The organism is Actinomadura macra NBRC 14102, from assembly GCF_001552215.1.
In the GTDB taxonomy this organism is placed as follows: domain Bacteria; phylum Actinomycetota; class Actinomycetes; order Streptosporangiales; family Streptosporangiaceae; genus Spirillospora; species Spirillospora macra.
This window is the reverse complement of sequence record NZ_BCQT01000006.1, coordinates 881,390-895,364: the sequence shown is the minus strand read 5'-3', so window position 1 is coordinate 895,364 and position 13,975 is coordinate 881,390. Positions and strand designations below refer to the sequence as shown.

Sequence of the window (13,975 nt, the reverse complement as noted above, 5' to 3'; positions counted from 1 at the left end):
TCGCCGTCGTCATTCGTCGCCGTCGTCATCGTCGTCATCGTTCGTGCGGCCGTTGGCCTTCATACGGGTCAGGTAGGGCTGGATGAACCATGTCCACGAGCACAGGGCGAGCACGACCACGGCCGTGGCGACCGCCGCCGCGGTCGCCACGTCCTCGGCGGCGAGGGTTTCGACGATCAGCGTCGCGGACGCGGTGATGGAGATCGCCAGTGCGAACGCGCCGTAGATCCCGAACCGGTTGGCGCGGCGGATCAGCAGCGCCTTCTGCCCGAGCTGGAACAGGATCCGGTGCTGGAACACCGGCGCGATGAAGCAGATGGAGGCGAGTGCCGCCCCGAACAGCGCGATGTAGAACAGCACCTTTCCCGGCCGATCCACGCGGTCGAAACCGGCGGAGAACGGGACGGTGAGCAGGAAGGCGAACAGCACCTGCACCCCGGTGACCGCGACGCGGAAGCCTTGCAGCAGCTCCATGAGCTGCCGGTCGAGACGCTCGTGCCGGGTCTCGTTCCGGGGTTTTGATTCGGGATCAACACTCATGAAAGCCTCCTACCCGGCAAAACACCCGTCAGTCCGGCAGCCGGCGGTCGGGAGCGGGTGGCGTCTCTCAGGGCGGGGCGTCAGTCGAGCGTGGGGGCGTCCACGCGCAGCGCCAGCATCGACACGTCGTCGCGCAGGTCGCCGTCGCAGAAGTCCAGCAGCGCCCGCTCCACCGCGCCCAGCATCTCGTCGAGCGGGTCGGTGGCGTGCGCGGCCAGCGCCTCCAGCAGCCGTTCCTGCCCGAATTCGACGCGCTGGAGGTCACATGCCTCCAGCACCCCGTCCGAGTGCAGGATGAGCGTGTCGCCGATGCCGAGGTCGATGGTGTCCAGGCCGGCCTCGAAGTCCTCGAACAGCCCGAGCGGCACGCCGCCCCGCGACGCCGACCTGATCACCCCGTCGGCGCGGATCACGATCGCCGGCGGATGGCCTGCGGTGCCGAGCGAGACCGTGACGCGCTCGGTGTCGATCTGGAGCCCGGCCATGACGGCGGTGACGAACCGGTCCTCGTCCAGCAATGCCTGGTTGACCATGGCGAGGATCTCGCCGGGACGGTCCTTCCAGCGCGCCGCCAGCCGGGCGCAGTGACGGGCGGTCGAGGTCACCGCCGCGGCGTCCTCGCCCTTGCCGCACACGTCGCCGAGCACCAGCCCCCAACTGCCGTTCTGGGTGCGGAACACGTCGTAGAAGTCGCCGCCCACCTCGGCTCCGCGGGTCGCCGTCATGTAGCGGGCCGACACGCTCACACCCGGGATCGCCGGAAGCGTCTTCGGCAGCAGCCCGGCCTGGAGCGTCTCGGCCACCTCGGCGCGGCGGCGGTAGAGCCGTGCCGCCCGGATGACCAGCGCCAGGTACCGGCCGAGCCGCTGTACGACGCCGAGGTCCATCAGATCGAACGGGCCGTAGTCACCGCTCGCCGCCAGCGTGATCGCGCCGATGCAGCGGTCGCCGTCCTCCACCGGGACGCACAGGACCGACGTCGCGCCGATCTTGGCGCAGACGGGCGTGCCGTCCGGGCAGACGCCGAGCAGGTCGAGGTTCTCCACATGCGGGCGCAGCGCGCTCTGCCGGGTGACGAACACCGTCTGCGGCAGCGTGTCCAGGGCCGGTTCCAGGTCCTCCAAGGCGCCCACGGCCTCGACGGAACGCTCGTCGGCCGGGCCCATCACCACCTGGCGGCGCAGCGGCGGGGCGGTCCCCACCACCTTCGTCCCGCCCTGCTGGGAACCGCCGGGACCGGTCCCGACCGGGCCGGTGAGATCGATGAACGCCCAGTCGGCCAGCTCGGTCGCCAGCAGCCGGGCACAGCGCCGCACGGCCACGGTCTCGTTGAAGACCGGCTCGTCCAGCAGCAGTTCGCTGGCGGTGGCGAGGACGTCCATCCGGTGGACGATCGTGGCCACGGCCTCGTCGTCGCCCTGCGCCGGCGGCGCGGCCTTGACCGCCTTCGGCTGCCTGGCGACCTCGTTCTGCGCCCCGTCCGGGTTCCCGTCGGTGGGTGTGTTCGTCGGGCCGGCGGCCACCACGACCATCGGGTCGGGCTCGCCGCGGATCCACACCCGCGCCAACGTCACCACCGCGTCGATCGGGTGATCGCGGCCGAGGAACCGGACCTGGACGCGCCGCCGCCGCCCCGTCCGCACGACCGCGGCGAGCTGCGACCGGACCGCCGCCCGGGTCGCCAGATCGCAGAAGGCCGTGAACTGCTTGCCCGACACGTATCCGGAGGACGTGCCGAGCAGTGACGCCGCCTGCCGGTTGACCCGCCGGACGCTGGTGTTGCGGTCCAACAGGAACAGCGGCACGGGCGCGTCCTGGAAGACCGTCCGCAGCACCCGCCGCTCGTTCTCGGCCGCCGCGGACCCGTTCCGCTCGCCGCCCTGCTCGGTGCCCATCGTGCGCAGGGCGGTCAGCGCCAGTTCCAGCTCCACCAGCGCCGCGTCCAGCGTCGCGCGCAGGTCGGGCTCGGGCATGCCCGCGGCCTGGCGCAGCTCGCCGATGCGCCCCTCCAGATCGGAGATCTCCCTCAGCAGGGTCTCCGGTTCGAGCTGGTCAGGCTGCTCGTGCATCTGGTCTCCCCCTTGTCCGCGAGGCACGGTGAAACCAGATCGGCTCGTGCTCTGGGTCGGGCGGTCCCACGGCCTTCGGGGCCCGCTGTCCGCAGCTTATTCCCGTTTTCCACATGGGGCCTAGTTCAGTGTCTAGGAGAGGCCCTGATCGCCGACGATCCGCTGTGCGAGAGCGGTGAGCTTCACATGGCGCGTCTGCGAGATGCGCCGCATCTCGGCGAACGCCTCGTCGGCGTCGCAGCCCAGCGCGTGCATGATGATCCCCTTCGCCTGGTCCACGATGGCGCGTGCCTCAACGGCCTCCTGCAACTGTACTGCGGTGCGGTGGACGACGTCGTACTGCTGGGAGTTGGACACCGCCGCGCTGCCCTGGGCCACCAACAGGGCGGCGAGCGCGTGCCCGCCCGAGCCGAGTGCCTTGGGCGTCACCCCGTACAGCGTGAGCGTGACCAGGACGGGCGGGTTGAGGTGCGGGGAGGTGATGAAGCAGCGGACGCCACGGCGCAGCATGTCGGCCATCGCCTCCGGCCAGCGGGTCTCGGCGAGGAGATCGTTCGAGCTGAGCGCGCGGCGGCCGAGCACGACGTCAAAGACCGGGCCGCGCCCGCGCGACAGCTGCCGGTCGGTCACTTCGGCGAGATCGGGGTGGCTGGCCGCGGCGGCGAGCGGCTCGGGTCGTTGCATGTCGGCGCCCGGCTCCGGGGACGGCGCCGGGACCGGTGAGGTGCCCGCCGGGCCCGTGTGCGACGGCAGGGTGTCCTGGACGAGGTCCGGCGGCAGGCTCGGCGTGAGGGACAGGCCGTTCGTGGAGATCTTCGGCAGGGCCCAGCGGACGCTCGCGGCGCCCGCGCACCCCGGCACGGCCCGGGAGGCCAGCTCGGTGATGCGGTGCAGCGTGCCCACGTCCGAGGATTCCCCGACCATGCCCAGCCGGGCGATCTCCAACGCGAGCTGGTCCGTCAGGACCGTTTCCGTGGGTGTCACCCGTCCGACGTTATCCTGCGAGCTGGGATGCCCCGGTGCGCGGACCGGCGGCGCCGGGTCGATCCCCCCGGTGTGGTGCCGTTCTCTCCGGTCCATGTCCGCCTCGGTCGTGTGCGTCGTCCGCTGCGCCCCGGGCTTCGCCAGACTTCGTCCTGGCGTCGTCTCGGGGTGGGTCCCTGGTCGTTGGGTCCCGGGTAGCCGACCCTCAGTTGTTGGGTGGCGCCTTGCTGATCGCGGGCAGCGGCCCACCGCCGCCGTCCGCGAGGGCGAGATCGCCGATGGTCACGATCCCCACCGGGCGCTGCATGGCGTCCACGACCGGGAGCCTGCGGACGGCCTGCTCACTCATGAGCCGCGCCGCGGTCGTGGTGTCGTCCTCCGGATGGACGGTCGTGAGCTCGGCGGTGCAGACGTCGCCCAGCGGCGTCAGGGTCGTGTCGCGGCTCTCGGCGACGGCCCGGATCACGATGTCACGGTCGGTGACCACGCCACACAAGCGTCCCGCGTAGGTGACCAGAACGTCGCCGATCCCCTCGTCGCGCATGACACGGGCCGCCTCGTAGAGCGTCGCGTCCAGGGGGAGCGCCTGGGGGGTCACGGTCATGACGTCGCTGACTCTTCGTGGCATCGCGCGCTCATCCTCCTGAACGTCCGGCGGCTCGCGGAGCCGTGACGCGCGTGTACCCACGGTGGACGCGCCTATGCGACGGATGGAGAATCGGCCCAGGTCGCTATCCGAACGAGAAGGGTCCGGCGACGGGCCTCGAGCGCGAGCCGGCGGTTCAGAAGGCGAAGATCTTGCCCGTGCGGGCGTGCATCTCGCAGTCGTTGCCGTACTCGGTGCGGAACCGCACGGGCTTGCCGCGCCACTGGCCCTGGGCCTGGGCGACGACCGGAGAGTAGATCGCGGTGCAGGCGCGGTCGTCGGGGGTGCGGATGAACTTTCCGCCTGTCGCGTTGAGATCCCTGCACGCCCGGGCCGCGTCGGGATGGTTGCCGCCGACCGGCTCACAGCGCAGCGTGACGGTCCTGGAGCCGGACGTCTGCTGCCCCGGATTCGTCAGCGTGAGCCGCAGGGACGTCTCGGGTGCTTCGGCCTGGGCCGGGACGGTGTGCAGCAGCACGGCGAGCGCGGCGAGAGCGGGAGCCGTTGCTCTGAAGGCGGCAGTGGCAGGACGGGCCATCGAATACTCCCCGATGATCGGACGGATCATCGCTCAGTGTATCCGAAACACTACTCACCGTGCTGCGAATGGACGATCCCGCAGTCACGGGGGGAACTGCGGGATCGCGTCCGGTGGGGCGGGACGGGGCCACGAAGAGGCCGACGGGAGCGGGTCGTCAGGCGGCGAGGATGTGGGCCCGGCGGTGGTCGGCGAGCGCCTCGCGGAGCTGCTTGCGCCCACGGTGCAGGCGGGACATCACCGTGCCGATGGGAGTGCCCATCATCTCGGCGATCTCCTTGTACGGGTAACCCTCGACGTCAGCGAGGTACACGGCGTCGCGGAAGTCCTTGGGCAGAGCGCGCAGCGCCGTCACGACCTCGGAGTCGGGGATCCGGTCGAGGGCCTCGGACTCGGCGGACCGGAAGCCGGACGCCTGGGCCTCGGCCTGGGCGATCTGCCACTCCTCCAGCTCCTCCGAGCCGGCACGCTGGGGTTCGCGCTGCTTCTTGCGGTAGGTGTTGATGAAGTTGTTGGTGAGGATGCGGTGCAGCCACGCCTTGAGGTTCGTGCCTTCCTGGAACTGGTGGAAGTTCACATACGCCTTGGCGAGGGTCTCCTGAACGAGGTCCTCGGCGTCAGCGCTGTTGCGGGTCATCCGCACCGCGCTGATGTACAGGGGGTCGGCGAGGGGGAGGACGTCGCGCTCGTAGCGCTCGGTCTTCTCGCCGTTCGCGGTACCTGGGGCGTTCCGGCGGACAGGCATGGTGACAGCGGTCATCATCTCTCCCCGTAGTCGTGACCCGTGAGGGCCGGTTGCGGGCGCGCGTTCGGGAGCGCGCGCGGACCGGGCGGACGAACCGCCCCCCGTGCTAGTGGTACGTGCCACCGTTCCCGACGGGTTCGGAGCCGGCCTGTGGACGCGGTGCAGCGAGTGTTTCTCGCGGCGCCGTGCCGTTCTCCCAGGGGAGAACCGACATCATGTGGGTCCCGGTCTCGCGTGGAGTACCGGGGTTTCGCGCGGGTCGGTGCTTTGACCAGGGCGACCCCGTTGCTCCGGGACGTCGCGGGCCTTGCCCGATCAGGCGCTTCCACTCGTCAGTGGTGTTCCCTGCTAAGTAAGACGCCCGGGACCGGTCTAAAGGTTGCGTGGCGTCCATCACATGTGAGGGTCAAGTGGCCGGACCACTCGTCAGCAGGCGTTATGGGGTGCACGGGCGCTGTTGGGCTCACGGGCGCTGTGGGACTAATGAGTATGGGCGAGGGCCCCGGCCGGTGGAGGTGGCCGGGGCCCTCGCTTGTGGGGCCCCCGGGGGCGAAGGGGCCCCTGGAGTCAGCCGAGCAGGTGGTCCAGGGCCCTGGAGACCAGGGTCCTCTGCTCGGCCGGGGTCGTGGCCTGCTCGATGCCGAAGCCGAACAGGACGGAGTCTCGGGTCGCCACCGCCGAAGCGGTGTCGACCGTGGCCAGTGCCCCGGCGGGCCTGGGAGCGTCGCCGCCGAGATAGTCGCCCACCTTCCAACTTGCGAACTGCGGGAAGGCGTCCCTGGGGAGGACGGTCGAGGTGACCTGGAAGCGGCCGGCCTCGTTGAGCGGGTTGGACGCGGTTCCGCCCAGTTTGGACGTGACGCCGTCGAACGGGCCCTTTACCCCGGTGAACTGGGTCGGCGCCCCCGCCCGCTGCCTCTCGTAAGCGCCGAGGTAGTACTGGAAGAAGTCGTCCGATAGCAGCTCGCAGTCGTCCCGGTAGTTCCCGGTGACGACGCATGGCCGCTCCGGGTGGCCCTTCAGTCCGTAGTAGATGCCGCCGCCGTTCAACTGGCTGAGCGGCCCGAAATAGCCGCTCGTCTCGCCGGCGTGCAGCAACTTGCCACCCTCGTTCAGATACGCGCGGATGGACAGCAGCAGGTTCTTGGCGCGGTCGGCCACCTGGGAGTCGGGTGCGTCGCCCTGATGGGTCTTAACCGGCTCGTCGGGCGCGTCCTGCGTAAGTCGGTTGTCACCCAGGTACCAGACGACCGCCTTGAAGTGCTTCAGGATATTGAGGTGCACCGGGTCGATCGGCGCCGCGGAGAAGTCCCAGATGATCGGTTTGTGGCCGGCGGCCTTGACGAGGTCGGCGTACTGCTGCGCGTACTTGGGCGAGCGCGTCCCGGGCGGGTAGGTCGGGTTGACGCCGCGGTAGTCCTCGTCCGCGATCACAAGGACGTCCGCCTTGTCGCGGGAGTTCACGGTGTAGGTGAAGTGCCTGCTCTCGACGAGCTCGCCGTTCTTGTCGCCGGAGAACCACACTTCGACCTTGTCGCCCGGCTTCTGCTCGGCGACCTCGCCTCTGTACTCACCGAAATAGTGGTCGTTCTCGTTGCCGAACCGCTCACCGCCGCGCCATTCGTGCGCCTCTTCCTGCTGGTCGGGGCCCGCGTTGATCCGGTAGTGGAAGGTCTTGTCGTCCAGTGACCGGCGGATGTACGCCTGGACCTCCTGCGTGTCCCCGTAGGACACGGGGAACCGCTTCGCCTCGAAGTCGGGGACCGTGCGTCCCACCACGGACACCGGGTTGTCCGGAGTCCGCGCCGACTTGCCGATCGAGAGGGCGAACGGCAGGTTCTTCTCGAACTCGTGGGCGATGAGTCTTTCATCGTCCGGGAACTCGAAGACACTGCCGCACTTTTCCGGCGTCCACTCGTCGTCCGGGAAGGTGTTGGCGGCCGTCTTGCAGGTCGCCATCTCCGGAGTGACCGACAGGGCGCCGTGCTTGTTGTCGGCCTCGCCGTCGGTGTCGCCGTTGGTGGTGTAGAGCTGCGCGCCGAGTTCGGGCGTGTAGCCGGGGACGGCCGGCTGGTCGATGTCACCGAGGAGCGCGTCATGGATCACGTCGTCGGGGCTGCGGGTCAGGGCCTGCCAGCCCACGCCGTGCAGCAGCAGTTCCGCCGCCGAATGGTAGTTGATCAAGTAGGCCGGCCGAAGCCGCTTGTAGAGGCCGATCTGTGCCCTGGTCTCGGGTTCGGACGCGGCGGCCGGACCGCGGTAGACCTCGCTGGCCGGCCGAGGGGACGAGCCCTCGTTGTCGTAGCCCCACTTGTAGGTGAAGTTCCGGTTGAGGTCGATACCGTCACCGGTGGTGACCTTGCCGTCACCGTTGTTGTCGCGGGCGTTCTTGCGCCAGAGCCGGAATCCGTCCGTGAACGTCAGGTCGTAGCCGTCCACGTTGACCACGGGGAGGAACCACAGGTCCGTGGTGTTGATGATCTGTGTGAGCTCAGCGTCCTTGCCATAGCCGTTCACGTAGTGGTGCAGGAGCCGGCGGACCATCTCGGGTGTGATCCACTCGCGTGCGTGCTGGGCGGCCTGGTAGATGGCCACGGGTCGTTTGCGGTCCTTGAGGTTCCGCACGTTCTTGCTCACCCTGACGGCGGTGATCGGCTTGCCCTGGACGCTGGTGCCGATGTCCACGGCGGTCGCGATGGACGGATGCTCGGCGGCGACCTTGAGAAGCTCCTCATGGAGGTTTCCCGGGCCGCTGTAAGGGCGGAACACCTTCGGGGGTGCCGCCTTCAGTCGTTGAGCGACGTCCTTGCCCTGCACCGTCTTCACCGTAAGGCGAAGGCCCTGCTTGTTCAGCTCGGCTACCTGCGCGCCGTTCAAGACCGCTTCGACCTGAACGCGGCCGCCTTGGCCTTTCCCTAGGCTGATGTCCTCCTGGTCAATTCCGGACCGGTTCAGCAGCTTCACCTGGTCGGTGGTCAACTCGCCGGTGTACACGTCCACGGCGCCGCCCGGGGCCTCGGGTTGGGGGGCGGCGTTCGCGGGGGTGGCCACCAGCGCTCCGATCAGGAGGGCGGCGGTGGCCAGGACGGGAGTGAGTCTCTTGCGCCGGGTACTGGCGTGCCGGAAAACCGTGCGCGTCATCGCGCCTCCCTGGCATGGATCACAACGGGGGTTGCGTGATCTTCTGCCGCGGGACGGAGGGTGTCAATGTGACACTAGCGTCGTTTGCCGCATTCGGTCAGTTTCATGCTTACTGTGCACCAATGGGGGAGTTTGAACGTCCGTCAGGCAATGGAACGCGCCATTATCCGGACCTCAGGACGGGACGTGCCCGGCCATGATCGCTCCGACCAGCGCCGCCGCGAACTCCTCCGGATCATCCGGCAGCCGCGCCCCGGCGGCGACCGTCTCGGGTCCCGCGAGCCGGGTGAGGAAGGCATGCTGCTGGCAGCCGCCCAGAAGGGCCGCCGCGAGGAAGGGCAGGGGCGCGCCGTCCGCGATGCGCCCCTCCCGCTGTTCGGCCTCCAGGTAACCGATCAGGGCCGCGTGGCCGAGCACCGGACCCGCCGTCGGGCCGCCCGGAGGCCCGGCGGGAGGGCCACCCGGTGCGCCCGGAAGAGCGTCCGGCGCATTCGTGGAGGGACCATGGAGGGCGCCCGGCGGATGGGCCGCGGCGGCCTGGCCGTCCCTGGGGCGTGCGCGGGACCTGGCGCCCGCGGCCACCTGTGCCTTCTGGGGGCCGTCCGCCCTCAACCAGGCGATCAGTTCTGGATCGGCCAGGACCGGGCCGGTCATCGGAAGAAGCTCGCCGTAGAAGCGGACCATGTCCGCGGCCAGCCGGACGAGGTTCCCCTCGACCGTCCCCTGGCCTGCCGAGCCCAGGAGCGTCGCCATCGCCGTGCGCGCCGTCCCCGTCACCTCGGCCAGGGCCGCTGCGAAGAGCGCCGTCTTGTTGGCGAAGTGGTTGTACAGGCTGCCCTCGGAGACGCCCGCGTTGCGGGCGATCTCCTTCGTCGTCGCGGCCGTGATCCCGCGGCTCCGGATCACCTCGATCGCCGCCGCCAGGATCCGGTCCCGCATCGGCTCCATCACCGCTGCCACCCGTCGCCACCTCGCCTTCCCGGGCTGGACAGTAGCACGCTCAGCGTGCTGAGTGAGTACTCACCCGAACTAGTGTAGCGGGAACTCCAGCACAGCGCCCTCACTCGGAGTAACGTCTCGTTCACCGCGGGTTGCGGAACGTGACGGCCGAGTTCCCGCCCAGGGAGGTGTCCGCGTGAGCATCACCGGTAGTCAGTCGCCGCCGTACGCCGGAGACGGCGCGCCACGGGGCGGCCTCGCCCCGCCTCAGACCGGCACGCCCACCACCGGCGTTCCCTCCGCAGACCCGTCCACCCCAGACATCTCCAGCACAGACACTGCCACCACGGACATTGCCACCACGGATGCGACTCGCGGCGAGCTCCACATACCGCGTTTTCTGGAGCAGCATCTCCTCGGCGTCGCGTACATGGCCACCATCTCGCTGGACGCACGCGCCCGGATCGCGCACTGGGACCCCACCGCCGTCGACCTGTTCGGCGTCGGACGCTGCCAGGCCATCGGGCGCCCCCTCGCCACGGTCCTGCGGCTGCCACGGGAGTACCGCGGCGCCCTCGAACCGGCGGAGGTGTTCGGGCACGCCTGGTGCAGTGCCTGCACGGTGCCTCGGGTCGACAACGGAGAACTCACCGAGGTCGGCTGGTGGGTGTACCCGATCGACCGTCCCGGGCTCCACGGCGGGACGGGCGACGCGGGCATCCGCGTCCTCGCGCTGGCCGCCGACCTGAAAAGGCTCCGCGAGGACGGCCTCGGCCTCATGCTGGACGACGTCCTCGTCGCCCGCCCCGACGGGACCGCGCGCCGGGCCGCGGGCGCGCGGCTGCTGCGCGTCGAACCGGCGCTCGCCCCGCCGTCCGAGGGCGGTGACACCGCCGCGTTCGCCCGGCACCTCGCCCACCTGCTCCCCGTCACGGGCGCCGAAGCCGAGCCCATCGCCTCGCGCATCCTCGGCCTCGGCAGCCCGGCGGTCAATCTCAGCTTGCGCGTCCGCTTGCCGATCGCCCCCTACCGGGGCGACGTGCCGCGCGCACTCCGGGTCAGAGCCCGCGCCGCCACCGGCGCCGCGCGGCCACCCACCACCGATCCGCGCCCTGAACAGGGATGGGAGACGATGGCCGTGAGGGAGCCACTGACCTTCCTCAGCGAGGCCGGACAGCAGATCGGCAGCTCGCTGGACCACCTACAGGCCGCCCGGACGCTCGCGGAGGTGCTCGTCCCGCGGCTGGCCGACTTCGCCGCCGTCGAGCTGCTCGACGACGTCGTCACCGACTCGGCGCCGCCCGTCATCGACATCGACGAGACCACGGTGATGCGCCGCGTCGCCGTCGTACACAACGAGGAACCCGGACGATGGGACGACACCGTCCCCGAGAACGAGAGGCTGCGCCTCCCGCAGCGGACGCCGTTCGTCCAGGCCATGCGGACGGGACGGCCCGTCCACATCCCGAGGGTCGGCCGTGAACGCGCCGAACAGATCGCCGCCGCCGTCGGCGGGCGCGACCTGCGACCGCTGCTCACCGACCGCGCCCTGCTGATCGTCCCGCTGATCGCCCGCGGGCGCGTGCTCGGCACCTTCGAGCTCCTGCGCAAGCCCGACCGCCCGGGCTTCGACGAACTCGACCGAGCCATGATCGACGAGCTGGCCCGCCGGGCGGCCCTCACCATCGACAACGGGCGGCTCTACCGGCGGGAGGTCCAGGTCGCCCAGGAACTACAGCGCAGCATGCTCCCCGACGACCCGCCAGAGGTCGCGGGCGCGCGTGTGTGCTACCGCTACCGTCCCGCCGGGCAGGCCGCACAGGTCGGCGGGGACTGGTTCGACGCCATCCCGCTGCCCGGCTGCCGACTCGGCATCGTCGTCGGCGACGTCATGGGCCACGGCCTCACCTCCGCCGCCATCATGGGGCAGCTGCGCACCGCCGTCCGCACCGTCGCCGCCCAGGACATGCGGCCCGACATCCTGCTGCGCCAGCTCGACGTGCTCGCCCGCCGCCTCGGCGAGGACTACCTCGCCACCTGCCTGTACGCGGTGTACGACCCGATCGCCGGGAGCTGCCGGATCTCCAACGCCGGCCACGTCCCGCCTGTCCTGGTGTCGCCCACCGGGGAGACCCATGTCCTGCCCGTCCCGGCCGGAGTGCCCATCGGTGTCGGCGGCGAACCCTTCGAGACCATGGAGATCCGCGTCGAGGACGGCTCCCAGCTCATCCTGTGCACCGACGGCCTGCTCGAACGCCGAGACCGCGACGTCGAGCAGGGCCTGGAGGAACTGCGCGCCGAACTCGCCGGCGGTCCCCGTCCGCTGGACGGAACCTGCGACGCCCTCCTGGCCACCCTCGGCGCCGGCACCCCCGCCGACGACATCGCGATCGTCGCCGTGGGCCTGGACGGCATCTCCCAGGACGACGTCGCCACCTGGGAACTGGAACCCAGGTCCAGCATCGTTCCCGCGGCGCGCGCGCAGGTCGCCGCCAGGCTCACCTGCTGGCGCTTGGAGGCCATCACCGACACCGTCCAGCTCCTCGTCAGCGAACTCGTCACCAACGCCCTCGTCCACGGCGCCGGCGCCATCGGCCTCCGCCTGATCAAGGGAACGACGCTGCTCGGCGAGGTCTACGACGACGGCCAGGAGATGCCCCAGCTCTGCCACGCCGAGGCCACCGACGAGTCGGGCCGCGGCCTCCAACTCGTCAGCCACCTGGCGGAACGCTGGGGCATCCACCGCGCCGACCAAGGAAAGGTCGTCTGGTTCGAGCACCCCTTCCAGCGTTAGGCGTGGTCGTGGGTTTCCCTCGCGATCCTGGGAGGTAACTGTCTCCGCTACGACAGGTACGTTCCAACGCCGGTGTCCGCTCTGATCGAGGGAAATGCACCGAGGAGCCCGCCGGGGGACGAGTTGGGTGAGAAACTGACGCTGCCCGTGCCTGAGACCCTGTACGGCACCTACGCCGTGGCCTTCGCCAACCCCGTCGCCGACCCCGGTGCCCTGGCCCACGACCAGATCACCCGCCACGTCGACCTTCCCCTCCGCAACCTCGTCCTCGGCATGCTCGACAGCCCGATGCTCACCCTCGACCAGCGGCTGTCCGGCGACTTCCCGCCCCTGCCGGCCGTCTACAACGCCACCCCCGCCGACCGCGCGGCGATCGGCGCCGCCTCGCACATCCTCGCCGTCCGGGCCGCCTACCGCGCCGGCTGGCCGCCCGCCCACGAATGGTCCGCCCGCGTCGTGGCCGGGGCCGTCGCCGCGGCACTGTCCGCCCCGGTGATCGACGTCTTCACCCCGCGAATCCTCTCCCTGGACGACCTGCGGCGCTCCCTCCCCGGCCCCGACGGCGCCGTCCGCCTCACCGACTGGATGCTCCTGCCGCACACGGCCGGCCCGGAGGGCTTCTGGTTCACCACCAGCGGCCTGGCCCGTTTCGGCCTCCCCGAGCTTCACACCGAGAACGTGCCGGCGCCCCTCGTCGAACCCTGGGGCCGCCTCCTCAACGGCCTGGCGCGCCGCCTCCTCGATCTGTGGCTGGACGAGTTGCGCACCGGAGACCGGCCCGCCACCATCGACCTCCCCGAAACCGTCTCCGTCGGCCTCCAGGACATCGCCGCCGCCCAGGGCACCGAGGACCCGATGCGCCGCGAGGTCTCCGTCCGCCTACGCCTGGACGACACCGTCCTCACCCTCCCGGACGAGGCCCCCGAGGCCCTCTGCGCCGCCCTCTTCGGCGCGCCCGGCCACTGATCCCCGCTTGCCGATGACACCGTTCTCGGCGCAGGATCGTGAACGTGAACTCCGGCCCGCAGGACCCCGAGGACGATCCTGACCGCACCGTCCCCCACCCGGGCGACGTCCACGTTGCAGGAGGACCGGCACAACCCCCTCAAGAGGACCCTTGGACCCCGTACGCGGAGGTGTCCGAACCACCCCCCGCGAACACCCCACCCGACCCGTCCACGACCCGCGAGGACCCTCTCCCGCAACCACCGCCCGGCGAGCCGCGAACCGCCTGGGCCCCCGACTCACCCGAAGCGCAGTGGACCCGCGAGCTCCCACTCCCCGCCACACCCCCCGGCGCACGCGAGGAGCAGCCCCCGGAGTCACCACCCGCCTCGCCGGAACCCGCCCCCTGGACCTCTCCCTCACCAGAGTCCCGGGAGGTGCCGTCCAGCGAATCGGCCCCAGGCGGAGACGCGTCCGCGACGCGCGGGGAACAACTCCCCCCGCCCCCCGGATCCTCGTGGACCTCCTCCTCACCGGAGACGCAGTGGACGCGAGCGGAGACGTCACCCACTGACCCGCCGCAGCCGCCGCCATCCTGGGCCCGGCCACCGGAGTCGCCGGGTTCGGCTGAGGA

The 13,975-nt window shown here is 70.7% G+C and carries 10 protein-coding genes; 2 read left to right on the top strand and 8 right to left on the bottom strand.

The window, feature by feature from the left end; translation table 11 throughout:
* Positions 1-9: 9 nt before the first annotated feature.
* From AMA02S_RS13010 to AMA02S_RS12975, 8 genes are all read right to left on the bottom strand, one after another.
* Positions 10-540, bottom strand: coding sequence for a DUF6328 family protein (locus AMA02S_RS13010; protein WP_067456625.1), 531 nt, complete (start codon positions 538-540; stop codon positions 10-12).
* A gap of 80 nt (positions 541-620) precedes the next feature.
* Complete coding sequence (locus tag AMA02S_RS13005) at positions 621-2,609, bottom strand: SpoIIE family protein phosphatase (RefSeq protein ID WP_067456622.1); 1,989 nt, start codon at positions 2,607-2,609, stop codon at positions 621-623.
* Between the two features lie 132 nt (positions 2,610-2,741).
* Positions 2,742-3,593 carry an ANTAR domain-containing response regulator gene (locus AMA02S_RS13000; RefSeq protein ID WP_245667483.1) on the bottom strand — a complete coding sequence of 284 codons (852 nt, stop codon included), beginning with the start codon at positions 3,591-3,593 and terminating at the stop codon, positions 2,742-2,744.
* A 205-nt stretch (positions 3,594-3,798) separates the two neighbouring features.
* Positions 3,799-4,221 carry a CBS domain-containing protein gene (locus AMA02S_RS12995; RefSeq protein WP_067456620.1) on the bottom strand — a complete coding sequence of 141 codons (423 nt, stop codon included), beginning with the start codon at positions 4,219-4,221 and terminating at the stop codon, positions 3,799-3,801.
* Positions 4,222-4,375: 154 nt separating this feature from the next.
* Positions 4,376-4,807, bottom strand: a complete 432-nt coding sequence (locus AMA02S_RS12990; protein WP_084265049.1) for an SSI family serine proteinase inhibitor — start codon at positions 4,805-4,807, stop codon at positions 4,376-4,378.
* A gap of 127 nt (positions 4,808-4,934) precedes the next feature.
* Positions 4,935-5,537: a sigma-70 family RNA polymerase sigma factor gene (locus AMA02S_RS12985; protein ID WP_245667482.1), complete on the bottom strand. Its 603-nt coding sequence runs from the start codon at positions 5,535-5,537 to the stop codon at positions 4,935-4,937.
* A 552-nt stretch (positions 5,538-6,089) separates the two neighbouring features.
* The gene (locus tag AMA02S_RS12980) at positions 6,090-8,663 is read right to left on the bottom strand and encodes a M14 family metallopeptidase (RefSeq protein WP_067456617.1); all 2,574 of its coding nucleotides are present in this window, start codon (positions 8,661-8,663) and stop codon (positions 6,090-6,092) included.
* 174 nt (positions 8,664-8,837) lie between these two features.
* Positions 8,838-9,623: a TetR/AcrR family transcriptional regulator gene (locus tag AMA02S_RS12975; RefSeq protein WP_157430546.1), complete on the bottom strand. Its 786-nt coding sequence runs from the start codon at positions 9,621-9,623 to the stop codon at positions 8,838-8,840.
* A 175-nt stretch (positions 9,624-9,798) separates the two neighbouring features.
* Here AMA02S_RS12975 and AMA02S_RS12970 point away from each other — a divergent pair, with 175 nt between their 5' ends.
* Together AMA02S_RS12970 and AMA02S_RS12965 are read left to right on the top strand one after the other, a co-directional pair.
* Positions 9,799-12,396, top strand: a complete 2,598-nt coding sequence (locus AMA02S_RS12970; RefSeq protein WP_157430545.1) for an ATP-binding SpoIIE family protein phosphatase — start codon at positions 9,799-9,801, stop codon at positions 12,394-12,396.
* Positions 12,397-12,543: 147 nt separating this feature from the next.
* The gene (locus tag AMA02S_RS12965; protein ID WP_245667481.1) at positions 12,544-13,362 is read left to right on the top strand and encodes a hypothetical protein; all 819 of its coding nucleotides are present in this window, start codon (positions 12,544-12,546) and stop codon (positions 13,360-13,362) included.
* The last annotated feature ends 613 nt before the right edge of the window (positions 13,363-13,975 follow it).

What these genes read in the sequence shown, in the direction of transcription:
- AMA02S_RS12995 (WP_067456620.1), bottom strand. Translation starts at nt 4,221, where the DNA reads ATGCCACGAAGAGTCAGCGACGTCATGACCGTGACCCCCCAGGCGCTC.
- AMA02S_RS12990 (WP_084265049.1), bottom strand. Translation starts at nt 4,807, where the DNA reads ATGATCCGTCCGATCATCGGGGAGTATTCGATGGCCCGTCCTGCCACT.
- AMA02S_RS12980 (WP_067456617.1), bottom strand. Translation starts at nt 8,663, where the DNA reads ATGACGCGCACGGTTTTCCGGCACGCCAGTACCCGGCGCAAGAGACTC.
- AMA02S_RS12985 (WP_245667482.1), bottom strand. Translation starts at nt 5,537, where the DNA reads ATGACCGCTGTCACCATGCCTGTCCGCCGGAACGCCCCAGGTACCGCG.
- AMA02S_RS13010 (WP_067456625.1), bottom strand. Translation starts at nt 540, where the DNA reads ATGAGTGTTGATCCCGAATCAAAACCCCGGAACGAGACCCGGCACGAG.
- AMA02S_RS13005 (WP_067456622.1), bottom strand. Translation starts at nt 2,609, where the DNA reads ATGCACGAGCAGCCTGACCAGCTCGAACCGGAGACCCTGCTGAGGGAG.